Source organism: Streptococcus australis ATCC 700641, assembly GCF_000186465.1.
GTDB lineage: Bacteria > Bacillota > Bacilli > Lactobacillales > Streptococcaceae > Streptococcus > Streptococcus australis.
The window spans coordinates 1,161,867-1,188,381 of record NZ_GL636091.1 but is presented as its reverse complement, the minus strand read 5'-3'; the positions used below and the strand labels follow the sequence as shown (position 1 = coordinate 1,188,381).

19 protein-coding genes and 3 pseudogenes are annotated in these 26,515 nt (G+C 43.1%); 1 reads left to right on the top strand and 21 read right to left on the bottom strand.

Going from position 1 to position 26,515, the window contains the following annotated elements; genetic code table 11:
* Positions 1-185: 185 nt before the first annotated feature.
* From trxA to HMPREF9421_RS05360, 12 genes are all read right to left on the bottom strand, one after another.
* Positions 186-500: a thioredoxin gene (gene trxA, locus HMPREF9421_RS05415; protein ID WP_006595996.1), complete on the bottom strand. Its 315-nt coding sequence runs from the start codon at positions 498-500 to the stop codon at positions 186-188.
* 93 nt (positions 501-593) lie between these two features.
* The gene (locus tag HMPREF9421_RS05410) at positions 594-3,665 is read right to left on the bottom strand and encodes a CocE/NonD family hydrolase (RefSeq protein WP_006595995.1); all 3,072 of its coding nucleotides are present in this window, start codon (positions 3,663-3,665) and stop codon (positions 594-596) included.
* 114 nt (positions 3,666-3,779) lie between these two features.
* The gene (locus HMPREF9421_RS05405) at positions 3,780-5,786 is read right to left on the bottom strand and encodes a peptide ABC transporter substrate-binding protein (protein WP_006595994.1); all 2,007 of its coding nucleotides are present in this window, start codon (positions 5,784-5,786) and stop codon (positions 3,780-3,782) included.
* Positions 5,787-5,895: 109 nt separating this feature from the next.
* Positions 5,896-6,681, bottom strand: a complete 786-nt coding sequence (gene trpA / locus HMPREF9421_RS05400) for a tryptophan synthase subunit alpha (RefSeq protein WP_006595993.1) — start codon at positions 6,679-6,681, stop codon at positions 5,896-5,898.
* Between the two features lie 2 nt (positions 6,682-6,683).
* Positions 6,684-7,886, bottom strand: a complete 1,203-nt coding sequence (gene trpB, locus HMPREF9421_RS05395) for a tryptophan synthase subunit beta (protein WP_006595992.1) — start codon at positions 7,884-7,886, stop codon at positions 6,684-6,686.
* Positions 7,883-8,464, bottom strand: a complete 582-nt coding sequence (locus tag HMPREF9421_RS05390) for a phosphoribosylanthranilate isomerase (protein WP_006595991.1) — start codon at positions 8,462-8,464, stop codon at positions 7,883-7,885. Before HMPREF9421_RS05390 ends, trpB begins: the two co-directional genes overlap by 4 nt.
* Positions 8,451-9,218, bottom strand: a complete 768-nt coding sequence (gene trpC, locus HMPREF9421_RS05385) for an indole-3-glycerol phosphate synthase TrpC (RefSeq protein WP_006595990.1) — start codon at positions 9,216-9,218, stop codon at positions 8,451-8,453. The genes HMPREF9421_RS05390 and trpC overlap by 14 nt, the downstream gene beginning before the upstream one ends.
* A complete protein-coding gene (trpD, locus tag HMPREF9421_RS05380) occupies positions 9,215-10,219 on the bottom strand; it encodes an anthranilate phosphoribosyltransferase (RefSeq protein WP_006595989.1) in 1,005 nt (334 codons plus the stop codon). Before trpD ends, trpC begins: the two co-directional genes overlap by 4 nt.
* Before the next feature lie 64 nt (positions 10,220-10,283).
* Positions 10,284-10,850, bottom strand: coding sequence for an aminodeoxychorismate/anthranilate synthase component II (locus HMPREF9421_RS05375; protein WP_006595988.1), 567 nt, complete (start codon positions 10,848-10,850; stop codon positions 10,284-10,286).
* Positions 10,847-12,202, bottom strand: coding sequence for an anthranilate synthase component I (trpE, locus tag HMPREF9421_RS05370; protein WP_006595987.1), 1,356 nt, complete (start codon positions 12,200-12,202; stop codon positions 10,847-10,849). Before trpE ends, HMPREF9421_RS05375 begins: the two co-directional genes overlap by 4 nt.
* 491 nt (positions 12,203-12,693) lie before the next feature.
* Positions 12,694-13,731, bottom strand: a complete 1,038-nt coding sequence (locus tag HMPREF9421_RS05365; RefSeq protein WP_006595986.1) for a M42 family metallopeptidase — start codon at positions 13,729-13,731, stop codon at positions 12,694-12,696.
* A 325-nt stretch (positions 13,732-14,056) separates the two neighbouring features.
* The gene (locus HMPREF9421_RS05360; RefSeq protein WP_006595985.1) at positions 14,057-14,662 is read right to left on the bottom strand and encodes a hypothetical protein; all 606 of its coding nucleotides are present in this window, start codon (positions 14,660-14,662) and stop codon (positions 14,057-14,059) included.
* A gap of 235 nt (positions 14,663-14,897) precedes the next feature.
* On the opposite strand from HMPREF9421_RS05360, the gene HMPREF9421_RS05355 reads away from it, so the two are divergent.
* A complete protein-coding gene (locus HMPREF9421_RS05355) occupies positions 14,898-15,593 on the top strand; it encodes a VIT1/CCC1 transporter family protein (RefSeq protein WP_006595984.1) in 696 nt (231 codons plus the stop codon).
* 29 nt (positions 15,594-15,622) lie between these two features.
* On the opposite strand, the gene HMPREF9421_RS05350 is transcribed toward HMPREF9421_RS05355, so the two are convergent.
* From HMPREF9421_RS05350 to HMPREF9421_RS05315, 9 genes and pseudogenes are all read right to left on the bottom strand, one after another.
* On the bottom strand, positions 15,623-16,162 hold the full coding sequence (locus HMPREF9421_RS05350; protein WP_006595983.1) for an NADPH-dependent FMN reductase: 540 nt from the start codon (positions 16,160-16,162) through the stop codon (positions 15,623-15,625).
* 147 nt (positions 16,163-16,309) lie between these two features.
* Positions 16,310-17,161, bottom strand: a complete 852-nt coding sequence (locus tag HMPREF9421_RS05345) for a VOC family protein (protein WP_006595982.1) — start codon at positions 17,159-17,161, stop codon at positions 16,310-16,312.
* Positions 17,162-17,341: 180 nt separating this feature from the next.
* A pseudogene (locus HMPREF9421_RS05340) lies at positions 17,342-18,007 on the bottom strand (ImmA/IrrE family metallo-endopeptidase); the annotation flags it as partial.
* Positions 18,007-18,085: pseudogene (locus tag HMPREF9421_RS10965) on the bottom strand (YbgA family protein); the annotation flags it as partial. The pseudogenes HMPREF9421_RS05340 and HMPREF9421_RS10965, both read right to left, overlap by 1 nt.
* Positions 18,086-18,223: 138 nt before the next feature.
* Positions 18,224-19,129, bottom strand: coding sequence for a DUF4238 domain-containing protein (locus HMPREF9421_RS05335; protein ID WP_081453578.1), 906 nt, complete (start codon positions 19,127-19,129; stop codon positions 18,224-18,226).
* Positions 19,130-19,151: 22 nt separating this feature from the next.
* Positions 19,152-20,408, bottom strand: a complete 1,257-nt coding sequence (locus tag HMPREF9421_RS05330) for a hypothetical protein (protein WP_006595979.1) — start codon at positions 20,406-20,408, stop codon at positions 19,152-19,154.
* Between the two features lie 187 nt (positions 20,409-20,595).
* Positions 20,596-21,756, bottom strand: a complete 1,161-nt coding sequence (locus tag HMPREF9421_RS05325) for a restriction endonuclease subunit S (RefSeq protein ID WP_006595978.1) — start codon at positions 21,754-21,756, stop codon at positions 20,596-20,598.
* Positions 21,743-23,353, bottom strand: a pseudogene (locus HMPREF9421_RS05320) (HsdM family class I SAM-dependent methyltransferase). Before HMPREF9421_RS05320 ends, HMPREF9421_RS05325 begins: the two are co-directional and overlap by 14 nt.
* Positions 23,353-26,415, bottom strand: a complete 3,063-nt coding sequence (locus HMPREF9421_RS05315; protein ID WP_006595976.1) for a type I restriction endonuclease — start codon at positions 26,413-26,415, stop codon at positions 23,353-23,355. Before HMPREF9421_RS05315 ends, HMPREF9421_RS05320 begins: the two are co-directional and overlap by 1 nt.
* Positions 26,416-26,515: the final 100 nt, after the last annotated feature.

The following is a 26,515-nucleotide window of genomic DNA, read 5'->3' as shown; positions in this document are numbered from 1 at the left end:
ATTTCTGTCCCACTCTCTTTCTTATATTTTATAGTAAACCACAGGTTCATTCTAACACCTTAGGAAAGCGCTGTCAATTCCTTATCTTATTCTGTTAACAAATTCATAAAAAGAAAAAACTCGCCCACTTCCATCATCGGAAATGAACGAGCTTGATTCGCTAAGAAGCATGGGCTTTTTTTATCTTAGCTTAATTCCGCAACAATCGCTTTGAGTTGTTCTTTGGTGTGAACACCAGCGACTTGTTTCACCACTTGGCCATCTTTCTTGAACAAGAGTGTTGGGATGGACATGATGCCGAAGTTACGAGCAGTGTTTGGATTTTCATCCACATCCATCTTAAAGATCTTCAAGTCATCTTCATGGATCTCTTCTGCCAACTGTTCCAAGATTGGTGCCTGCATCCGGCAAGGACCACACCAAGTTGCCCAAAAGTCCACCAAGACCAAGCCTTGGCTAGTTTCTTGTTCAAATGTTGCATCTGTTAGTACATGTACCATAGTTCCTCCTTTGATCAGTGCTTTCCACTAATCTCTCATTGATAGTTCTATTCTACACCAAAATTCAAGTTTTTAGAAATATTTGCTACGTTCTCAGCCTTGGACATCTTCTTTCTTTTTCTTCCAGAAAAGAAGGCTAGACAAGAGGAGGGTACCTAACCCATAGAATCCTATCCATTCCTCTTCAGTGCCTGTTTGAGGAAGCTGATCTGCTTTTTCTTGCGCTGCAACAACTGCTTTACCCGTCTCATAGACAAATGTTTGTCCATAAGCAACAGATAGAGATTCTGGTTTTGCAGTTTCTTTCTCAGCCGTTTTGACGAGAGGACGAAGATTTGTACTAGCAGGAATCTCTGATTTACCATATCTTTCAGGATCTGGAAGGACTGGCAGATGGTATTCTTCGATGTAATGAACCGCTGGTTCTACCAATTTGGCTCCTTGAATCTCAGGAAGGGCAGCATATGCTGTATCAGCTGCGTTAGGAAGATAAGTAGCTACTTGCGAACGCGTCCCTTCTACAATCGGAATGCTCGCACGGATCGAATCTGTCTTGAAGGTGACTTCATAAGGATTTTCAACGGTTAAGTCAGATGGATCATAGGTATTGAAGACTAGGGCTAGCTTGTGGCCCTTTTTAACCGTATAGAGGTTTGGTTGAAGATGGACCGTATAGTCGTGGAATTCTCCAACTTTTGGCTCGATACTATTTCTTGAACTAGCTGAATCATAGCCAGACTCAGGGTTGGCCAGGTTGATCCATCCTTTGGCAATGACCTTGTATTTGGTCTTAATGGTCTCAAACTCTGCTACAGAGAGATTAGAAAGGTTACCTCCCATCCAGAAGCCGTCTGCTTTTTTATCTGCTTTGACGCCACCGTTGCTGACCACATCAAATTCCTCATCAGAGACGTCGACTAAAAGGGCATTGATCTGGAAGTTTTTGCCTTTCCCCTTAGCCAGGGCTGCCTTGAAGTGCACAGGGATATGCCCTTTGATGGTAGTATCTTCTGTCACTTCTGACACAAAGGTCATGTTGGCTTTTGAAGAACCTTGGCTCACAGTTTCGTTGCGTTTAGCAATCTCTATGCCAGCTCCTGCGTAATCACTTGAAATCGTCTCTTCCAAGCGTTTCGACTGGGCATTGAGGAAGAGGCGTTGTGAAGTCTTCCAGTTATCATAAGTGGTCCACTTGCTTGGGTCATAGTTGTTCTGTGCTAAAACCGCTGGCAAGTTTTCGACCTGATTGTCCACGCCATAGAGGTAATGGGTCAACCAGGTATTGAGCAGGTCATAGAAATCTTGGCCATTGGCCTGGATACCATAACCACGAGACATGGCTGCTGGATAGACGTGGTCTCCCTGGTGGAGATAGAGCTTGACATTTTGGCCTGCCTTCTTGAGGGCATCGTACATGAGTTCAAAATGCTTGGTTTTAACGTTGTCATCATTCAAGCCGTGAACCAAGAGGGCACTGGTCTTGAATTTTTCAGGATGAAGGGTATAATCCCGCTCCTTCCAGACATCGCTGTAATTGCGTTCGTGCGCATTTTGATCCTTGTTGAGCTGGTTGATATAGTTGGCATAATTTTGCCAAATACCAGCCCAGTCTTTTTCATCTAGAATCCGAGTCCCGACATAGAGGGATAACCAAGATAAATCACTATATGGTGGGTTCCCATAGGCTGTTCCTTGACTATTGAAATAATCATACCAAGAAGCAATCCCAGCAGCTGGTACGATGGTCTTTAGACCTTCGACTCCTGTACCTGCCACACCAAAGGTCGTTGTTCCAGCCCAGGATAGACCGGTCATGGCAACATTTCCTGTAGCCCAGTCTGCCTTGATTTCGACATTGCTGGTCTTATCGGTGTAGGCCTTGCGTTTGCCATTGACCCACTCGATAATATTCTTAAAGGCATTGATTTCGAGATCAGATCCTGTGGTGTTAAATCCTTCTGATCCCTTGGTACCAAGTCCTGCACTGGAGATAAAAGCATAGCCTCTGACCAAGAAATAGTCGTACCAGTTGAGATTTTCATAGTCATAGATATACTCGTAGGGACTGTAGTAATACCAATCCGAAGCCTTGGCCTTCTTAGCCGCTTCTACTGTTGACGAGTTTCCAACTGCCTGACGTTTAGCCGGTTGCTTCCGCAACTTCTTCATATCATAGGAGCCATCTGTCGGCAAGCCCAAGCTTTCAAGAGTCACATAGTTCTCATCCAAGGTTCCTGCTACATAAGGACGTGCTTCCAGAATGGTCGCCGCCTTAAAGTCTCCTCTGGCAACCGCCTTAGGCAACTGGACAATGGCCTTGACTAGATCCGGCTTGCCATCCGCATCTGTATCGTAATCGGTCTCCACATAGACTGGGAAGCGGACGATTTCGCTATCCTCATAGTGGTAGTCTTCATCTGATTTTTCCCCAGTTGTATAAGGGAAGATGGGTTGAGCCCGCCCATTTAAAAAGAGAGGAGCTTTCTTTTCAGACCGATAGGCATCATAGAGTTTCTTAGCAATGCTATACATATTGGTCAGCTCTTCTTGACTGACCTTGCGGTTCAAGTCTTCTTGAGTACTGATCATTCCTAGACTCTTAGCAAAGCGTTCCCGATCCGCAGCCGATTGACCGACCTGTTTGGAATCCGTCGCAGCCCACTGAAGCAATTCATCAACAGCATTTTGAACCGTTAATTCCTTGTCCTTGAGCTCACTATTTGCCAAGCTTCCTGTATAAGAGGTCAAGGCTTGTCCTGTAGCAGGAGTTGATGTTCCCGTCGAAACCACTGGACTAGCCGGAACACCTGCCCCCTGAGGTGCCTGTGGAAGATTTGTTTTCTCAGTTACCGTCACGGTCTTTTCTTGTCCGACTGGCTGGTCAACCTTCTCCGTCTCTGCCGGACCAATTGGACTCGGTCCTGCAGGTTCAGAAGTCTCTACTTCCTTCTTAGGTTCCACACTTGGAGCGGATGCAGACTGGTCTGCTTGAGATTGGGAAGCTGCTCCTTCAGAAGCTACAGGCTCCGGAGCCACCTGAGTCACGACTTCTTTCTTCGGAGCAAGCTCTGCTAGGTTCTCATCTGCTGCTACCACTTGATTTAAGACAAATGGAGCTAGTAGCAGGCTTGAAGCCACCATGGACACCACTGTTTTCTTTTTCATAAAAGAGACCTCACTATTTTGTAATCAATACAGCTATTATACTATGTAAGCGCTTTTATAGCAAATTCTGAACAAGAAAAAAATCGAGGCAAATTTGCCTCGATCAAAAGATGTTTATTTCACGTGATCTTTTAATTCTTCTTGAGCTTTTTGGTTAGACTCTGCTTGCTCTTTCTTCCATTTTTCAAGAGCTTTGTTGTAGTCTTCGGTTGTTACAGGCTTATCTTGAAGTTCCATACCTTTGTAGACAACGTTGTCTTTCCCTTTACCACCAGTCCAGCCAAATGGTGCTGAGAATGGTACGACACGAGTCAAGAATGGACGACCAGTCTTAGAAGTAGTTGGGATGACCAAAGCACTATCCGTCAACCAAGCTTGAGCTGCAGCATATTTCTCATAACGTTTGTTAAGGTCTTGTGTTTCAGCTCCTGCTTCTGTTACCATCTTCTCAAAGTCGTACAAGCCAACTTTCTTAGCTGCCTCATTGTTTTCGCTTGGGTCAAATCCAAGGAAGGTACGAGTGTTTTCACCAGAAGAAGCTTTCAAGATATCAAGGTAAGTTGATGGGTCTTGATAGTCTGGGCTCCAACCAACGTTATCTGAGATATCCCAGTCTTCGTCTTCTGCTTTAGCAGCAAAGAGCGTCACGTTCAAGAGGTCTTCTTTGGATACCATATGGATGTCGACAACGACGTTTTCTTTTCCAAGCGTACTTTCAACCGATTGTTTGAAAGATTGAGCACGTTGAACCTTAGATTGAGTCGTTTGGTCAACTGGCATATCCAAGTGGATTGGGAATTTCACACCGTCTGCTTCAAGTGCAGATTTTGCTTTTGCAAACTCTTCTTTAGCTTGTTTTTCGTTGTAAAGACCATTCTGACCATCGTCAAGATTTGCATCTTTCCACTCGTCTCCATAAGTCACCAACTCAGATTTAACCATCTCACCGAAGGTCTTGCCATCTGCTTGAACGAATGTAGGTGGGATGTACAAGTTACGGATCAGTTTGCTTGCTCCATCTTTACCATTTGCTTGAGCAGCATAAGATTCACGGTCAAAGGCAAAGCTGATTGCTTGACGGAAGTCTTTGTTCAAAAGAGCTTTCTTAGTAGATGATTTTTCTTCATCTGTTGTTTTTGCAGTGTACTTGTAAGACTGACGGTCGATATTCACACCGATAACGAAGGTGCTGGCATCTTGAGGAGTGTAGATGATCTCATCTTTAAACTTCTTAGCTTGGTCTGTAAATCCAGGTCCAGTCGGGAACAATTTAGCAAGGCTAAGAGCGTTGTCCTCAAATGAGTTAGCCAATTTACTTTGGTCTTGACCATCATAGTACTCTAGCTTAACATCTGTGATGTGAACGTTGTCCTTATCCCAGTAGTTTTCATTCTTGCTCATCTCGATAGATGATTTAGAAGTAAAGCTCTTCAAGATGTATGGACCATTGTAAAGAAGGGAACTCGTGTCACTTGCTTGGGCAAATTTATCCCCTTTAGATTCTACGAACTTCTCGTTGATTGGGAAAGTGATTCCAAGAGTCAACTTAGAATTCCAGAAAGGCTCTGCTTGGTTCAAAGTGATTTGAAGGGTATGATCATCGACTGCTTTAATGCCTACATTTTTGAAGTCTGAAGTCTTACCTTCAACATAATCATTCAAGCCCTTGATAGAGTTTTGAATGATGTAGAGCATTTCAGACTTGTGGTCAGCAGCATATTTGATACCTGCAACGAAGTCATCTGCCGTCACGTCCGCATACTCTTCCCCTTCTGAATCATACCATTTGGCATCATCACGAAGTTTGTAAGTATAAGTCAAGCCATCTTCTGAAACTGTCCAATCTTTAGCAAGTGAAGGAATCAAATTTCCATACTTGTCGTTTTCAAACAATCCATCGATCAAGTTTCCTGTGATTTCATGGGTTGCAGCTTTACCAGATGTGATGTAGTTCAAGTTTTCAGGTTCTGTCTCATAGACGTAAGAGAATTTTTGACCTGCTTCACTTGATTTTGAGCTTGAGCTTGAGCTTGATGATTTAGAACCACCGGAACATGCTGCAAGAATACCTGCTGAAAGAAGAGCTACTCCTGCAAGAGCAATGACATTTCTTTTTTTCATTGTTTACTCCTAATAAATTTTTAAGGTTGTCATAAGATTATACCACAAAGATTTTCAGAAGAGAAGTAATTTTCTGAAAATTTATTAAATTTTGTAATTTTTCTTATCCTTAGCATTTAATAAAGTGTGAACCATAGTCTACAAAGTCCTTAACATCGCTGGTTTTACCCTCATGAAGGTCCCGAACAATTTTCGACCCCACGATGACACCATCCGATACCTGATTAAAGCGTTGGATATCTTCTTTGGTAGAGACCCCAAAGCCTGTCAGTACTGGAATAGTGGCCAAGTCTCTTAAGGTCGCTAAGTGCTGATCCAAGTCATCCCGGTAGTTGCCCATTTTCCCAGTAACCCCATTGATAGCTACCGCATAGATAAAGCCTTCTGCTTCTTGGATCAAGGCCTTCTGCCGTTCGATACCTGTGGTCAAGCTGACCAAAGGAACAAGGGCAATATCACTTCCTTCCAAGTAAGGTGCCATCATATCCGCATGTTCATTTGGCAGATCTGGAATGATCAAGCCTTTGACAGAGGTAGAAGCCAATTCTTTAATAAAGGCTTCAATCCCATATTGGTAGACCGGATTGATATAGGTCATGATGACCAGAGGAATCTTGGTCTCTTGTTCTTGGAGTTTTTTTACTATAGCTGTTAAAGTCACTCCCTTGGCCAAACTACGTTGCCCAGCCATTTCGATGACTGGCCCATCCGCTACAGGGTCCGACCATGGAATACCAACTTCAATAGACGATGCTCCACTTTCTTCTAAGAGTTGGATGGTGTCAAAGAGGCCATCCAGTCCACGCTCGTGATCCCCCGCCATGATGTAAGGGACGAAGATCCCACGCTTGCTGTCTATAATGGCTTGTAAATGCTGTGTTAATGTTTTCGTCATTTCTACTTCCCTTCCGCTTCAAACCGTTCTTTTACCTGCATGACATCCTTGTCTCCACGACCAGATAAGCAGACGATGAGCGTTTGGTCCGGAGTCATTTTTGTTGCGACCTTTTGCGCTAGAGCGATAGCATGACTGGACTCCAATGCTGGAATGATCCCTTCCAAACGAGAAAGCAACTTAAATCCTTCGAGGGCTTCTTCATCCGTGATGGAATCATAGCTTGCCCGGCCAATTTCATTAAAATAGCAATGCTCTGGCCCCACACCAGGATAATCCAATCCAGCTGAGATAGAGAAAGCTTCCATGATCTGTCCATGGGCATCTTGAAGCACTTCCATCAAGGCTCCGTGAAGAATTCCTGGACGACCTTTGGCAAAGGTTGCCGCGTGTTTGCCCGTATCCAAACCAAGACCAGAGGCTTCTGCTCCGTACATGGCTACTGATTCGTCTTCTACGAAAGGGTAGAACATACCAATGGCATTGGAGCCTCCACCGATACAGGCTAGGACCGCGTCAGGAAGTTTTCCACCTGAGACTTCAGCAAACTGACGTTTGGCTTCCTTACCAATCACGGATTGAAAATCTCGGACAATCTCTGGGAAGGGAGCTGGTCCAAGGGCAGATCCCATGATGTAGTGAGTATCATCAATCCCAGCTACCCATGCACGAAGGGCGGCATTGACCGCATCTTTCAGCACGCGCGATCCGTCTGTCACACTATGGACTTTTGCTCCCAAGAGTTCCATCCGAAAGACATTGAGAGCTTGGCGTTTGACATCTTCTTCCCCCATGTAGATGGTACACTCCATCTCAAAGAGTGCTGCTGCCGTCGCTGTTGCAACTCCGTGTTGACCAGCTCCTGTCTCCGCGATGATCTTTTTCTTGCCCATCCGTTTAGCCAGCAAGACCTGACCTAGGGCATTGTTAATCTTGTGAGCCCCTGTATGGTTGAGGTCTTCCCGTTTCAGGTAGATTTGTGCTCCACCGATGTGCTTGGAGAGGCTTTTGGCGTGGTAAAGTGGAGTTTCCCGCCCTACATAATTCTTGAGCAAGTCATCCAATTCCTCTTGAAAGCTTGGATCTGCTTTAGCTTCTCGGTATGCCTTATCCAGTTCGATCACGGCTGTCATCAGGGTTTCTGGGACAAACTGGCCCCCGAATTTTCCATAAAACCCTTTTTCATCCGGTAGTTGATAGTTCATGCTTTCGCTCCTTCTATAAATGCTTTTATCTTTTCTATATCTTTGTGTCCGTCTGTTTCGACCCCTGAAGAGACATCCAGAGCATAGGGCTGAAAGGTCTCTCGAGCTTGGCGGACATTGTCCACTGTCAAGCCCCCTGCAATAAAGAAGTCCTGCTGGATCTTCTGATCTTTCAGCAAGTCCCAATCAAAGGTTTGGCCACTCCCAGCTACTGGAGCATCAAAGAGCAGATAATCTGCCTGGCTTGACACTTGGGCTTCCTGATCTCTGAGCTGGATCGCACGAATGACGGGAACTGAAATCTTTGGTATCAGAGCTTCATCAAACATTCCATGAATCTGAACGATGTCTAAGGGAACCTGAGCAATGGCTTGCTCCAACTCCTCTAGACTGGGTGAGACAAAGACTCCGACAATTTTGGTCGGACCAGTCACCAGTCTCGCCAATTCATGGGCTTGCTCCAGACTGACTTGCCGCTTGCTCTTAGCGAATACAAAGCCGATATAGTCCGCTCCTGCTAGGACAGCCGTCTCCACGGCTTCCGCTGTAGACAGGCCGCATATTTTAACCTTTGTCAATTTGTAACTCCTTGACCTTTTCTGCTACATCACCTGCTGTCATGAGAGCAGTCCCTACCAAGATCCCATTAAAGTAGGGAGCGACTAAAGCCGCATCTGCCCCATCAAAAATAGCGGACTCCGATATATAAACCGGCTGGTCTTTGAAATATGTGGACAATTCAAGACTAGTATTCAGATCCGTTTCAAAGGTGACCAGGTTCCGGTTATTGACCCCGATAATCTCTGCCCCGATTCGATGGGCGATTTCGAGCTCAGCTAAGTTATGGGTCTCTACAAGCACTTCCAAACCAAGCCCTGTCGCAAAGTCATAGAGTTCTTTGAGTCGGGCTTCGGGTAGTGCTGCGACAATCAAGAGAATAACCGTCGCTCCGGCATTGCGAGAGCGGACAATTTGCTTCTCATCAATGATAAAATCCTTGGCAAAGGTTGGAATCGTTACCTGGGAAGAAATCTCACGAAGGTAGTCTAGATCCCCCTTGAAGAAGACTTGGTCCGTCAGGACTGAGATCATGGCTGCCCCATTTTCTTCATAGGTCTTGGCTTGGGTGACAATATCCACATCCAAGTTAATATCCCCCATACTAGGGCTGGCTTTCTTCACCTCAGCGATGATCTGCAAGTGCTCTTGATGGCTCTTGAGAAAATCATAGAGACGGTAGGTCTGACGAAGAGGCTGGAGGTCTTCCATGACCATTTGCGCCACTTCTTTTTCTTTTTGTTCTAGGATTGTCGGTAGAAAGGCTTTACTCATACTTGAACCTCTTGTAAGTGTTGCAATTTAGCAAGGGCAGAACCATCCGCAATCAAGTGACGCGCAAGCTCCACACCTTCTTTGATACTTGCCACTTTTCCATTGGCATAGAAACCTAGACCTGCGTTGAGAACTGTTGTTTCCAGATATGGGCTGGCTTCATTCTTCAAGACACTGAGGAGAATTTCTGCATTTTCCTTGGCATCGCCACCAGTTATTTCAGACAGCTCTACCTTATCCATCCCTAGATCTTCATAGGTAAAGGTATGCTGGCTGATCTTGCCGTCTTCTAGGAGAGTATAGGTATTGGTTCCATAAAGAGCTGCTTCGTCCATATTGTCAGGACCAGTGATGACGACGGCACGTTTGCGTCCCAGTTGCTGGATGGCACGCGCGACAAGCTCTTGCAACTCGACACGATAAAGCCCCATGAGTTGGGTTTCTAGATCTAATGGATTGGCAAGAGGACCGACCAGGTTCATAATGGTTGGAATCCCCATAGCTTGACGAGCAGGGCCAATGAAGCGCATAGCCGGATGCATGGTTTGCGCAAAGATAAAGGCCAAGCCAACCTCGTCCAAGGCTTTAGAGAGGGTCTCTGGTGAGGCAGCCACGTTGATACCCAGCGCTTCTAGGACATCTGCAGAGCCTGACTTAGAAGAAACAGAGCGATTGCCGGCCTTAGCCATGCGGATCCCTCCAGCAGCCAAAACGAAGCAAACGGTCGTCGAAATGTTAAAGCTATAGGATTGGTCACCACCAGTCCCACAGTTACACATGGCATCTGAGAAGGTCTCTGGCAATACCGTCGCATGGGCCTTTAAGGCGCGTACAATTCCAGTAATTTCGTCTGCTGTTTCTCCCTTGGTTTTGAGTCCCATCAAAAAGGCAGCGATTTGACTTTCTGATAGTTGGTTTTGCAAGATTTGATCAAAGACTTCTTGGACCTGCTCTTGCGTCAAGTCTTGGCGATTAGAGATTTGTAAGAATAGTTCTTTCATAAGGGTTTCCTCTTGTCTTTTCTACAAGTTTCAATAGAAATTTTAGCTGCTTGGAACTGCTGGTCTAGTCTAGGACCAGCTTCACAAAATTTTCAATCATTTTTAGACCATCTGGACTGCCGATACTCTCAGGATGATATTGAAGCCCGTAGATTGGCAGGCTCTTGTGTTGGATGGCCATGATTTCTTGGTCGTCCGTGGTAATGGCTGTTACCTCAAATTCTTCTGGCATTTGGTCAACGACGATAGAATGGTAACGCATGATGGGCACATCATTCTCAATATCCTTGAAAATGGGAGATGGTGTTTCAAAGGTAATCTGGCTTTGTTTGCCATGCATGACATTCTTAGCCAGTCGCAACTTGCCGCCAAAGGTCTCAGCTAGGGCTTGATGCCCCAGGCAAATCCCCAACATTGGTTTCTTACCTGCAAAGTCCTTGATCATGGCTTCCATTTTCCCAGCATCTGCTGGCCAGCCTGGACCTGGGGAGAAGACGAGAGCATCTGCCTCTTCCGCCTGCTCATACAAGCGCTCATCATCATTTCGCAAAACCTCAACCTCTGTAAAAGTTCCCAAGTATTGGGCCAAATTATAGGTGAAGGAATCGTAATTATCCACTAATAAAATCATTGAACATCTCCTATTCTTGTCATTGATTTTGCTTTGTTAATCGTCTCGTAAAATTCATTCTCTGGAACACTGTCGTAGACAATCCCTGCCCCTGCTTGGACGTAGGCCTTTTGATTCTTGAGGATCATGGTCCGAATGGCAATGGCGAAGTCCGTATCCCCTGTCGCTGATAGGTAGCCGATAGCCCCTGCATAGACGCCACGTTTTTCCTGTTCCAATTCATAGATCCGACGCATGGCCCGAATCTTAGGAGCTCCAGAGACTGTCCCAGCTGGTAGTGTCGCTTTCAGGGCATCGAGAGCTGTTAGGTGTGGCAGGAGTTGCCCCTTGACCACACTGGTCAGGTGCATGACATAGCGGAAATACTCCACTTCCATATACTTGGTCACTTCGACCGTCCCGTTTTGAGCGATTTTCCCGATATCATTGCGGCCCAGATCCACTAGCATGCGGTGCTCGGCTGTTTCCTTGATATCGTGAAGGAGTTCATGAGCCAGAGCTTGGTCCTCTTCTTCCGTCGCTCCACGAGGTCGGGTTCCAGCGATTGGATTGGTGGTCACCTCTCCCTTCTTCACCGATACCAGGCTTTCCGGACTGGCCCCAATGATCTGGTAGTCTCCAAAGTCATAGAAATAGAGATAGTTGGATGGGTTGGTCACGCGCAAATTCCGGTAATAATCCAAGGGATCACCTTCAAAATCTGCTGAGAAGCGTTGACTGAGGACACATTGGAACATATCACCTTCACGGATCAGTTTCTTGGCCTTCTCCACCATTTCCATAAAGACTTCCTTCTCGATATGGTTGGTGAAGTGCAGGGCCTGCAAGGCCTGAGGAGTGAACTCGTTGGGCGCTTGGGTTTGCAGATCGGTCACTACTTGCCCCAGTGATTGGCGGACCGCGTCATTGCTCCGCCCAGAGTAGATATTGTCCTCCACCACATAGACTTTTTCCTTCTTGTGGTCAAAAATCAAATAAGACTCGTAGATGAAGAAATGCATATCTGGTGTCCCGATGGTATCCTGAGGAATGAATCCAATCTCCTCATAGACTCCAATCATATCATAACCCGCAAAACCGATGGCCCCACCAGCGAAAGGAAGATCAGACGTCAGCCCCTTTACCGTTACCTGGTGGAGGTAGTCAAAAGGATCTTTCTCCAGCACCTTGCCATTCTCATACAGGATGCCATCCTGATAGGTCACCTCAAATACTGGATTGTAGGCCACGATTGAAAAGCGGGCATTCTCCTTCTCACGCGGGATCGACTCAAGGATGACCTTATGGTCACCTTGGACACGCATGTAGGCTAGAATGGGGGTTAAGGTATCAGCTGGTAAAATTTTTTTCATAGGAATTCCTTTCTTTTCCTAGGGACGAAGCGATGCAAGTCCTGATCCAAGCACATCCAATACTCTTCGAAGTTAGCAAGCAGACCAACTTCAACAGAATACAAAAAAACCTCACAGAGTAACACTCTGTGAGGGCATTAAATCGGGTTTAACACGGTACCACCTCAGTTAATGGTCAAAAGGGTAGAAAGCAACCATTATCTCTATCTCCTCTAACAAGGAGCTGCACGATAAGGGGTGCCTACCGAGAAGAATATGTGTTATCTTCTCCTACTCTAAACAATCAGCCCAATGTTCACTAACTCCGACTACCTGCTCACAATACCCGCAGGCTCCCTGAAAATCTTAGACTAGCTACTTTCTGATTTACTACATATTCTACTACATTTTTTGGGGTTGTCAAGAATTTTTTGACAGTTTATCCTAAAAAATCTACCCAGTCAACTCGACCAGGCAGATTCAATCCTATGTTTTAACCTTGAAAACGAAGCTTATTTGACCAAGTCGCTCTTGAGGTAGGCGTCGACCATGCGCTCTGTCGCCACCACAGAATCCACGTGGGTCCGCTCATAAGAGTGGCTAGACTCGATCCCTGCTCCGAGAAGACCATGCTTGACTTCTGCTCCTGCACTCATGGCTGCAGAGGCATCCGAGCCATAGAAAGGATAGATGTCCAGTTTGTAAGGGATGTTTTGCTCCTTGGCCAAGGCCACCAAGTGCTGGCGGAAACCATAGTGATAAGGTCCAGAAGCATCTTTGACACAGATAGAAACCGTGTACTCGTCTGTCTGCTGGTCATCTCCCATAGCCCCCATGTCTACTGCCAAATATTCAACCGCTTGAGCTGGGATGCTAGAGTTAGCCCCATGTCCCACTTCTTCAAAGACAGAAAAGGCAAAGTGAGTCGTCACTGGTAGGGTCACGCCTTCTTCCTTGTAGACGCGAAGGAGATTAAGCAAGATGGCAGCACTGACCTTGTCATCCAGGTGACGAGACTTGATAAAGCCCGTATCTGTGACGATTGTCCGAGCATCAAAGCTGATAAAGTCTCCCACTTCAATCCCTAAGTCACGGGTTTCTTTTTCAGAGGTCACTTTTTCATCCAAGCGCACTTCCATATTATCCTGGGTCCGCTCCACTGTTCCTGCATCCTTGTAGACGTGGCAAGAAGTTTGGTGGACAAGGATAGTACCGGAGTGGGTCTTACCGGTATTGGCTACATGGACGGTACAGTTCTCCCCTTCGATCATGTTCCAAGGGAAGCCTCCGATACGATCCAGTTTGAGACGGCCATCTGGTTTCACAGCACGGACAATTGCTCCCAAAGTATCCACATGGGCCGTGATGTAGCGGTGTTGCACGTCATTCTCACCCTTGAGGACAACGGTTACGCCTCCCTTAGCTGTCCGAACAGGGCTGTAGCCCATGTCTGTCAAGGTCTTGACCAAGTAAGCTGCTACTTCTTCCGTAAAGCCTGTCGGTGATGCGATGGCTGTTAGTTCTTTTAGATATTCAACTGTTTGATTCATGAATTTCTCCTTCAATAATCTGCTAGTACGATTATAGCACGACTGCCCCTAAAAGACTAGCTCCGACAGAAAGCAAAAAGAGGCTGGGACAAAAGTCCTAGCCTCTCAATTGTCTTTGGATTGTCGAGCAAGACGCAGTGGTTGAGTGGGCTCTACTACGCTGATTTCATCAGCTTTTACAGCCCTACTCAACTGTGCGGAGGTGGGACGACGAAATCGAATTCTAACGAATTACCGATTTCTGTCCCACTCTCTCTTTCTTTATTTCTTTTCAGATCCAATCTGTAGCTGTAGAAACTGAGTCCCCACAGAGAAGACAGAGACCTTAGCTACTCAAACCTCCAACAAACTTATAAGCAGTTACCAAAGCATTTGTCATGGTATCACGGGTTGCTTTGAAGGCCTCGATAAAGGCAGCACGGTGCTCTTCTGGGAATAGCGTTGTATCATCTCCAAATTGAGCAAGTGTTTCATTCACAGAAGCCAACTCTTCATCCATCTTCTTGATACCAGGTTCTATGGTCTTGAAGTAAGATTCTTGTTCAGATTTTGGCAACTTTTCACCCAATTCATTGGCATGCTTCTTATAATTTTCAGCTAGTTTTGCATAAAGTCCCTTGATATCCCCGATTGTTTTCGCATTTTCAATTTCCTGATCTGTTACCAAAACAACTTCTGGAGTTGTTGCTTGAGCGCCAGAGCCTGAAGTAGACTGACTAGAAGAGCTACTTGTATCATCTGTCAATTCAAATTTCTTTGAAGAAAATGATTTCTTCTTAGATGAGGATGTTTTCTTAGAGGAAGAAGATTTCTCCACCTTGCTTGAAGACTTCTCTGAAGAAGCCTTTGGTTTTGCAGTTTGATTTCCCGAACATGCGACCAAGGTCAAAACCGAGAGAAGGGTAATACCGCTTGCGACTAATTTTTTCATGATTGACTCCTATTCATAATTCATTTATAGAATTATATCTAAAATTATTTCGAATGTCAAAGCATTATAATATCTTAGCTCCTTCTGCTGACGCTATATTTTCAAGATGAGATAGGCCTTCTACCTTCTATAGTCCTTTCTTAAATTGTCGGACTTTTATCATTTAGGACAAAGGACTTGCAATATTACTTAACTTTAATTATAATCATTCTAAATAAGAAATCAGGAGACAAGTATGACTGAAACTAAACATGGCGTTGATGCTTCATTTAACGACCGCTTAAATATCTTACGAGCTGGAGTGCTCGGTGCCAATGATGGCATTATCTCAATCGCTGGAGTCGTTATCGGGGTTGCCAGCGCGACCAGCAATCTTTGGATTATCTTCCTATCTGGCCTTTCTGCCATTCTGGCCGGTGCCTTCTCTATGGCGGGTGGTGAATACGTCTCTGTATCCACCCAAAAGGATACAGAAGAAGCCGCTGTCAGCCGAGAGCAAGCCCTTCTGGACCGGGATCCAATAGCTGCACGCGACTCCCTTTATGCAGCCTATCTCCAAAATGGGGAATGCGAAACGGCTGCTCAAATCATGACCGAGCGGGCCTTTCTCAAACACCCTCTCAAGGCCTTAGTGGAAGAAAAGTATGGCCTGGAGTTTGAAGAGTTTACCAATCCTTGGCATGCGGCCATCTCTAGTTTTGTAGCTTTTGTCCTCGGCTCTCTTCCACCAATGCTGTCGATCATCCTCTTGCCAAAAGAAATCCGGATCCCAGCAACGGTGATCATCGTGGCCCTTTCCCTTCTCTTTACCGGCTACACCAGTGCCAAGCTAGGAAAAGCACCTACCAAGCAAGCCATGATCCGTAACTTGGTTATCGGACTACTGACTATGGGTGTTACCTATCTCTTTGGACAATTGTTTAGTATCTAAAAAAGCTGAGACAGAAGTCTCAGCTTTTTTTACGCTTCCAATAGGGCTTGGGCTTGTTTTTCCAATCCTGCGATGGCTTCGTCAGTCAAGATCAATTCACCTGTTGCCCAGGCTTCTGGGTTAACGGTTATTCCTGTGAAGTCTCCTACTACTTGGGTACGAACGAATGGTAAGAGCGCTTGGTAGGCCGCAAACATTGGCTCGTGTCCTGCATTAGCCACTGAAGAAACTGTTACGATCTTGTCTTGGAGGGCAGATGGACCACGAGTTTCTGATAGGTCAAGGGCACGGCTGAGCCAGTCGATCAAGTTTTTCACCACACCTGGAATGGCAAAGTTATAAACTGGTGAGAAGATCCAGATGGCATCCGCCGCAAGGACTGCATCACGCACTGCTTGCACTGCTGGTAAGGTTGGCGTTTCCAAATCTTGGTTCATCATCGGGATGTCCTTGTAGTCCAAGTAAGTCACTGTTGCTTTTCCTTCAAGAAGGCTTTCTGCTTTCTTGGCCATTTGGTGGTTGAAAGATCCTTGACGAAGAGATCCGACGATAAATAAAATGTTTTTCATAGATGTTTCCTCTTTCTGTTGTAAGTTTATTTATTACAAGTACTATTGTACACGACTCAGATGTAATGTCAAGAATTACATCTCGAAATATCACTAATTTTTACTATTTTTGCTTTTCCTCTCAAAAATCCAATTTTATAAAGCTATCTAACCCTTTCTGACACGGGTCACAATCCCATCTGGGTCTGTGAACTCGAGCTCACTAGAGGTCAACCAGGTGACAGGTGCCTCCTGCTCTTTTGCTCGCTCTGCGATGGCAACCAAGTCTTCTTTCTTTTCTACTTGGATGACGTAATAGGCAAGACCAGGAAGCTGGGCTTCCCGTTTGGCCAAGTGCTTGCCGGCCCATTCATTGACTGCTAAGTGATGGTGGTAGTCCCCAGAAGCAATCCAGCTGGCTGATGGAAGAGTGAACTTATCGGAGAATCCCAGCACCTTTTGGTAGAAGGCGGACGCTGCTTGGCTATCCGTTACAGAGAGGTGGATATGTCCCATGCGGGTATCGGACGCTATCTGGAAAGGCTCCACCTTGCGCCCCATTTCATAGATTTCTTGGGCAGAAAGTTCCTCTGTCACCCCGATGATGCGACCATCCTCACGGATATCCCACTCCGCCACTGGCTTATCCCGGTAGAGCTCAATGCCATTGCCCTCTGGATCCTCAAGATAGAGGGCTTCACTATAGCCATGGTCTGCGCCCCCGACAAAGGGAACGTTCAGCTCAGCCATATGCTTGAAGACATCCGCCAAGTCCTCCCGACTAGGTAGGAGAATGGCCATGTGATAAAGACCATAGCTAGCTTTAACGGCTTCGGTCCGGTCCGTTTGGATGAGATGGACCAAGGCCTTGCCTCCGACCCCAAGAAGGACTTCCTCCTCCGACTGAGACAAAATCTCCAACCCCAAAATTTGGGTGTAAAAAGCGGTCTGGCGCGCCAAATCCTTCACATTGAGTACCGCTTCTGCCAGGTAAATCTTACTATTGTAAGCGTAGGTCACAGGTGTCTCCTTTTCGGTTTTTTTGTTGTAACGTTTTATATTACATCATTATACACTCTTTTTTCAAAGAAGCAAGGAAAACAACTCGACAGAAAACCCTCCTTAGAAAACTAAGGAGGGTGAGGGTTTGATAATCTTTGACTAAATAGTTTACAGTCACATCAAGACACAATCCCCTATTCAGTCACCATGTACTTGAACAAAGTAATAGTTCACTTTCAACTCTCTAAACTGTTCATATCCAAGGTACTGATCCTTCTGCAAGCGACCTAAAACAATACTAGGATGAATATCAATCTCCTCAGCAAAGCGTAGAATATCCGATTTATCAAAGTTTCCTTTTTTTACAAAAGCTTCATAGTCTTTGGGGTTAATCAAAAGATCTTTTGCAAACCGATCTGCCTCTTCCTCAGAACGTCGGTAAGACTCACTATTTCCATCATCAGATGAAAAATCATTCTCTAGAATATGTCCTATTTCATGAAAAAGTGAGAACCAGAAAATATCGGATGCTTTGTTTCGATCCGTCAGTAAAAGCAAGGCACTACCATTTCCAATTTTTTTTGTAGCACCATTTAGATTGGCATTTGGTAAAGCAGGGAGACCGACTAGGACAACACCACAGTCTAACAAGATATCAGACAAGCGCTGAGGGAAGACTTCAGGGTCTTGTCTTGTCAACTTTCTCAAATCAGGCAAGCTTCTTTCTAGCTTTCTACGATTAAGCTTGGTAGTTGTTGTATCACGTGCTTTTTTAGACGCCAACTCCAGCATGATATTGGAGTTAACTATACTTTTAGTCGTGAACTCACGCGTATTCCGATAGCTGACTAGATGGTTAAAAGATATAGAATGGCTCAAAACAAGGTATTTGTTTTCCGCCCAGAGTTGCTGACAAAGGGCACGTTGGTTGTTATTTCCCATATTTCTCCTTAACTTCTACTAGTTCCCAGAAAATACGGAAACAAAATTTTATCTTAATTTTTTAAGGAAATGAATTTTCTTTCTATTTTATCAATTTTTTGTAAAAAACGAAAAAATGAAAATATCAAGTTGCTTTGGTTATGTATTAGTAATAGTCTTTAAGGAATCCATTAAATCCGGATGAACAAATATCTGTCTTTCAGAGTGCCTAACTTGAAGATTATTAACTGAATTTATAAAAGAAGTATCATGATTCGAAAGAACTGCTAGTGTATTATTCGAACTTTCCACTTTTACTCCCAAAAAATTCCTTGGTACTATTTTAATAAGAATTTTACTGGACAATGGATAGTAGATAAATGTATCATCTCTTCCTACACCGTTGTCAGCGTAAGAAACTGAATTTCTAATAAAATTATACATCACAACTGGAGAGTCACTTGTAATAAAAGGAACACTAGAATTATTGAAATAAATTAACCAAATTTTATCAACTAATACCTTTGAAAATTTTTCCAGTCTATCCACCTCTGCAATTAATGGAATAGTCTTATCTCTTATAAAGTCATCTTTATTATTTACAGAATCATCTAATATGAGTTTTATTGTTTCAGGATGTAATTCAAACTGTTCAGATGTTTCGTTAATTGTCTCATCAAACATAATTTTCCCATTCTCAAACCTACGTTCTAAAAATCCTGGTACTCTTAACACTTGAAAAGTGATCATTTTAGATAACGAGTGAATTTGAGAAACTGTTAAAACATCATTCTTTTTTTGAGATAACGTTATTGAAGCAATTATGTTTGTCATCTCTGGTCCATATAAAGGTTCAATTTCGCTGGAGAAAAATTTCTCCCAATGTTTAGAATCTTTTTTATCACTAACGTCATAAAAGTTTTTCCTAAACGCCACATTATCAACTGAATCTATAAAAATTTTATTAGATTTTAATTGTTTAACTGCTATATTATAGCCTTTATTATTCAGATTTTTCTTACCGAATCGTTTTAAATAACTTTTAGGAACAACGTGCTGTTTAATATTTGATTTAATCGTATTCCTCCTATCTATCTAATTCACACAAGCCGACTTCTTGGAAACGAGATAGTATATCTTCTGAACTTAATTTTCCTGTTTTAAACTGTTCAAACATTTTTAAGAAAATAAGACTATCTATTATCAACACATTATTAGCCGCATTCCTGGCTACTTCAATAACATTACTGCTAACAGGTAGCCGTTCCTCAGGTTTTATATCCTTAAATCGATTTACTATGATTATCTTTTTAATTACGTCTGGAACAACTTCTTTTGTTTCTTCATAAATATGTCCGTGAGTCACTAATTGTGAAACATTTGATTTTTTTACATCTTTTGTTAGACCTTTAAATTCAAAAATGTAATGAATCCCATCTTTCTCGAAAGAATAATCTTCATTTTTTCTATCTTCAAATTCACTTTGAACATCACACATTATTTCTAACATTTCACTCAAAATTGCTTCTAATTCTGATCCTGATTTAAATAAAATTGATTCAAAACGTTTATTTTCACGAATTATTTCTTTTGAAATTTTTATTTTATCTTTAGACTCTTCAATCTTTTTATTTTCTATTTGTATAGCTTCATCTTGCTTAATATCATCAAAAAAATGTAGTTCTTGAAACCAGTCAGGCCCCTCTTCTTCGGTTTCATCCATCAAAACATTTTGTACTAAGACTGAAAATTCATCATTATTTTTAGCTTGTAGGGTCGTTAATGAATACTTACCATGTGATACAAATACTAATTTTTCGCTTCCGTTTGAATAGACCATATCCTCTGGTGGATTATAACCGTCATAAAAATCCTCCCCCATTTCTGAGTTCAAATAGAAATCAGCTGATAGTCTGATACCTGACAAATTTGTATGAGTTTTTTCGTAATACAAATCAATATCTAATGGTATAACTTTTTTTAAATTATAAACCAAAGACCTAATAATATCTTTAAGTTGTTCCCTAGCTAAAAAATCTTTACCTCTTCCTCTAATTGGTGTAGTATATTTCGTTTTAAAGATAATATTTGGAGGTAAAATATATAAGAATTTTGTCTTAGATGAGTGAAGAACACTAGTTAATAGCGTTTGAAAGTCATTATCGCAGTTTAGCGTTTCAAAATCCGTAATAGAAGAATGGTTTAACCAAATTGACGAACTAGTCAAATCAATAATGTTTAAATCATAAGAATCTAATGAATGGGCCTGCCCGAATGAATTACACTCCTTTACACTATAATCATTTTCATTACGTCCATTATAATTTATTAACTGTATCTGCATTCTTTTCCTTTCTATCTTACATCGAATCTATTTTCTCTTGTTTATTTTTCTACCAAAATTATACCACGAATCTACCAAAAAACGCCTTTAGATAATAATATATCTAAAGACGTTTAGTTTTATCCAGCTACTTGTGTAGTGGCTTCTGTTTTCACTTTCTTATCCTTATAATGTAACGAAACTCTCCCTACTCCACCTTCACCTGTCCATTCATCAGCATGGGCAAGATCCAGTCGCGAAGCTGGGTGAGTTGTTCATTTTCTTGTTGTTTTTTAGTTATTTCTTTAATGATATTATTAGAAAAATCATAAAATCTATCTAAAATATCATTTGAAGGGATAACTACTTTTATATTTTTAATCATATCCTGTGAGAGATTATCTCTTGCAGAACCTGTACTCAACTTAACAAGATACTGATATAAGTCCTCAATTACATTTTTGAGATAATAACGCATCCTAATATCTTTTAACATAATCGCACATATTGCCTGGTTTGTTGATGCTTCAAAAGTTAAGAAGCTAACTTTTCCTGCTGTTGCTCCATACATTGCAACTAGAATTGTCCCACTAGGGAATAACTTCGCACTAGAATTATTTAACCCTTCTTCTGTAATAAAATTAGAAGTACTTGTAATAACTGTTTGCTCTAACTCTCCACTATTTATCCATGGTATTTCACCATTTGAATAGTATGAAACATTTGTGGATTTTGGTGTCCCACCAGAACCAGTTTTAGCTATATCTTCTATTTTATCCACTCCCCACCCTTCTGGGATTTCGAGTTTGAGTTCTGGGTGATAGACCATCTTGCCGCCTGATGATTTGTAGGGTTTGCCATTCTGGTCTGGGAAATCAAACTGCACAAACCAGTAGTCATAGAGGGTCTTGGCCATGGCTTCCAACTCTTGGTTGATTTGGTTGTTGATTTGGATTTTTTGGTCAATTATTGAAATTGAATTTGCAATTCTTTTTTGTTTTTCAATATTGATTTCAATATCAACAACCATGTCTCTTAACATACTTTGAGTAATAAGTGGTTGACTAGAACCAATTTGTTTACTATTTAGATTTAAAGACTTCAATACATAATACAAATACGTTAAATCTTGTCCTTCTTTCGGAACACCTGCGATTGCATTATCTGAAACCCAACATGAATTTTCTTCGACATATATACTTCCACAATATGCACCCACTCTTCCGACAACTATAGTATGACTAAAATTAGATTTATCGGTATAACCTAATATTCCATTTCCACCGTATATAGGTATAACTCCATCACTTTTTTTTACAGATTTTCCATTTTTAAAATCAATTATATCACCTAATTTAATCTTTACCATACTTCAACCCCTTCATCTGCTTCTCGATCTCCTGCTCCAAGGCATGCGATTGCTGGAAGAGATCTGAGAGTTTGTCTTGAAAGGCGGTCATCTTAGCATCAAACTCTTCTGCTGTGATATCTACATAGTCGATCTTGATGTCAAAGTACTGACCTGCGCTGAGAGAGTAGTTTTTCTCCTTGATTTCCTCATAAGAGACTGTGACAGAAAAGTCCTCGACGGCTTACTTCTTGATAAAGGTCTCAACGATTTTTTGCTCTTCCTCAGGAGAGAGGACAGTCTTTTGGTTCTTGCCTTCCTTGACCTTGGTTCCGAGGTTTGAGGCATCGATGAGGACGACATCACCCTTATTTTTCTTATCGATAAAGAGGATGGAGACATTGGTTCCTGTCGTCGCAAAGATATTGGACGGCATGGAAACGACACCTGCCAGCATTTGATTGTCCACCAAGTGTTGGCGGATAGTCTTATCAATCCCTGACTGGGCCGTGATAAAGCCAGTCGGCAAGACAACGGCTGCTTGACCGTCTGGTTTCAAGGAATAGATGATATGTTGGACAAAGAGCTCATAAATCGCCATCTTGTCCTTGGACTTGGCTGGAACCTTTGGCACTCCTGCAAAGAAACGCTCACTGGCTTCTGGCAAGGTCTCCACTTGGTCACGCCACTCTGAAAAGTCCAGCTTGAAAGGAGGGTTAGACACGATATAGTCCATCTTTTCAGGATGACGGTTGGCGGTGATGGTATTTCCTTGTACGATATTATGGATAGAGTGTTGCAGTCCATTCAAAATCAGATTGAGACGGAGAAGATTCGATGACTTTTGCGAGATATCTTGACTATAGACAGTGGTCTTGTCTACACCGATACGACTAGCCAAGTTCATAAGCAAGGTTCCAGAACCAGCTGATGGGTCATAGATCCGAACGTTTTGAGGTTTATCATCTCCCACCAAGATATCTGCGATAATCTTAGCCACAGAGTGAGGCGTATAGTACTCAGCATATTTACCCCCACCGTCTTTGTTGTAGTCCTTGATCATATACTCAAAGAGGGTAGAGAAAAAGTCAAAACCTTGTGAAAAGATGGTCTCATCAAACTTGATGCGTGTAAGGAGATTGATGATGGATTTCGCTACTTCGTTACGCTTACTGCTATCTGATATGGTATCCGTAATCAGACGCTCGTCAAAGAGACGAATAGCTGTGTCGCCGTCTGTATGCACAGAAAAGATATCGTTATTGTCAATGGCGATCTGATTGAGAGTATTTTCAAAAGTTTCGTAAAAAGTCGTCTCATTTTGCTGACGGTGGAGAGTTTCGATCAACTGGTCTGGCTTGAGCCAGGCTGTGCTAGTACCGATATCCTCCAAAAGCCAGTCATAGTCTTCCTCGCTCATAGCCAGCAGATTTTCATAGGTATTAGATTCATCTAGGACCTTGGCTTGATACAAAAACTTGTCATTTAAAAATTTGTAGAGGAAGGACTGGGTGAGGAGTTTGTATTCACCTGCTTCTCCTCCTAGTCCCGCGTGAGTAAAGACAGCCTTCAAAGCATCTACCAAGCCTTGGACTTGGACTTTGTATGTTTCATTCATTAGTGTTGGTATTCCTCTTCATATCCTTCAAATAGTGACTCGACGATATAATTAAAATCCTCTCTTGTCAAACTACTTGCAGATTGGTTGGTTTTCATTTCAATCCGAGCTTCTTCTCGAATCATTTTCTTAAGAAAGTCCTCGTTATCAAGTACTCCTTGATTTTGACCGATTTTACGGTCCAGTCTAACTTTAGAACCCTTGATGACATGGTAAATAGCAGGATAATCACTAACCATAGTCGAGTTAGTCACGTGTTTGTAGGAACGAGCTGCCATCTCATCTCCATTAAAGTTCATGGTTAGGCGTCTCATACGAGTATGATAATCCTCCACGGACTTAAATAGCTCTTCATAGTCTTTTTGGGTTTCTTTGATATTCTCCATGGTGAAGCCTTCTTGCCCATGGATCAGGTGTTTTTTCATGATGCGCTGAAATTCTTCGTAGAGAGAGACCCACTCAGGATCCTTTTCATCACGTTGTTTTTTAATGCCGCTTGCCACTCTTCGTTTCAAATCTTCCAGGTCATTGGCTGCTAGACGAAGTTCTTCTTCTGCAATCTTAATAAAACTAAAGCTAGTCTCAGACATGGCAAGATTTAAGAGCGTCCGACTGGAGAAGTCATCTGGTTTATCTATCAGAGACAGTGTCAGCATCCGTCTAGAGAGGACATTGAGCAGGGTTGCAATCTGGGCGATGTCAATCTGCTGGAGCAGGTAGTCGTAGCCGAGGAGACGGGCGATATTGTAGTACTGCTTGATAGACTCCAAGGCCTTGCGAAGTTCGATTAACTGCTTCTTATCCTTGATATCATTGATGGCTTGGGAGAAGTACTCTAGATTGTCCGTTGGATAGTCGATGAGGATATGCTCAGTCTTGCTCAACTCTTGAGAAATCTCATCTGCTGACACAAAGAGTGAGCCAAAAACATCCTCGCCATTTTCCCCAGTCAGAGTCGTATCATACTCTTGGTTGAGTTCTTCCAGATAGGCACGATTGGTCTTGTCAAACTCCTTGGAAATATCCGCAAAGTCAATGACATAGCCAAAGAGGTAGTCCTTGTAAGGACGATTGACACGGGTTAGTGTTTGCAAAAGATTGTGAGCCTTGATCTTACGCCCTAGGTAGAGGCGTTTGAGACGAGGTGCATCAAAACCTGTCAGGAGCATAGAGTATACGATGATAAGGTCAATCTTGCCTTCCTTGTAGGCATCTACCTTGTCCTTCTTCTCTTCCTTGTCTCCCTCATCATGGAGGATGAGAACGGAAGTCAAGGTGGTTGAGCCTGCTTGACGTCGTTCTTCTAATTGCTTTTCAAGCTCACGCGCTTGCTTGGACGAGTCACAGACAATCATGCCACCGATGGTCTGGTCATCAAAGACCAAATTACGAGCACGATTGAAGTCCTCGATGATAAAGTCTAGCATAGGCTCCACATAGCGGGGATGGGCAAAGATATCTTCCTTGGAAAGGTCACCTCGTTGGATTTCTTCGTTGATGGATCTGAGATTGTCCTTATAGGAAGTCTCGATATCCTCTCGCATCAGGCGTAGGGTAAAGCCGTCATCGATAGACTGGTTGTAATAATATTTGTGGATGTAATCCCCAAAGATATCACGCGTGGTCGCATGACTTTCCTTAGTCTTGTCATCTTTCTTGTAGGTAATGAGGGGCGTTCCTGTCAAGGCAATCTTGATAGCCTTGGTATCTGCCTGATAGAGATTTGGCAGGTAGGAACCTCGTTCATTGTAAGAACGGTGGGCTTCATCGATAAAGTAGACATTTTGACGATTGAGGTCATAGCCAGAGCGGTCTGTCAGATCCGAATCATCCTTGAACTTCTGGATATTGACCACAGCGACATCATACCCGTCTTGTTTTTGATTGAGTTCTTGTGGATTGTTGATGCGTTTAACCTTGAGACCTCGTTTGGTGAATTCCTTAAAGGCTTGGTCTGCCAAGTCCAGACGATCGACGACAAAGTAAAATTGAGGAACGATTCCCTCTTTTGAGAAATAGTTAGTCAGATAGCGGATATTAAAGAAGGCCAAGGCAGTCTTACCTGACCCTTGTGTATGCCAGATGACGCCCTTCTTGACACCTTTTGCGATCGTTTCTTCGATAGCACGTGTCGCAAAATACTGAGGATAGCGCATGACGTGCTTTTGCAGTTGCATCTGCCCATCCTTGCTTTGTTCTTCGACATAGACCAGACCAAAGCGAAGCATAAAGAGCAAGCGTTCCTTCTGGTACAAAGAAGACAGGAAGGCATTGCAAGGTGTATCAGGGTTTAGGTTTGTTGTGAACTCTGGCTGGGACTTGAGGGCAAAGCGCTTCATGTCTTCTAGGATAAAGTCGATTTGGTTATCGGTTAGAGGGGTAAGAGAATGAAGGAAATCTTCTTCTCTTTCTTCCTTGAAAGCATTAAATTTGGTTTTTGAATAGGCGTTTGAACCGTAATAAGAACCCTGTTTTTGCTTACCTTGTCCACTGATGTATGGCAAGTTATCAGAGAGGGCTATCAACTGGGTGATATTGTTAAAACGACGGAACTTACGGTTTTCAAAACGGTATCTGGTTCTGTCCTGCTCTGACTGAATTCCAGTCTTACCATCACGAATTGCATTGGGCTGTTTCACTTCGATATAAGAAAGAGGCAGTCCATTGACAAAAATAACGATATCCGGACGAAATTCATCCTGACCATTTTGGCAAGTAACTTCAAGTGCCAGATGGAAGGTATTGGCTTCAGGATGCTCCCAGTCAATATAAAGGGCATCTTCTTGACCTTGCAGACGTTTAAAGAAAGAACGCCCCAAGTCGTTTTGATCTAGTTCCAACTTGATATTGGCCAGTTCTCTTTCAAAGTCATCCTCTGTCAAGTAGTTGTTAAATTTTAAAAATTGCTCCTTAAAAACTGATACGAGGATATTGGTATCTGGATCTCTTTCTGCAATCTCCTTCCTATTGCGAGGAAGATAAGTGTAGCCCATACGCATGAGATGAAGAGCTGCTGGGATTTGTACCCTGGTTAGTTCAGAAAAATCTTTTTGTCTTTTCATATCATCATCCTATTTAAGCAGTGCTACTCCGATCTTTCAATCTCAAGTTCTGGAGTTGCTACTGCCTTCATCTCTCTATCCTTTTCCTGTGCATAATCTC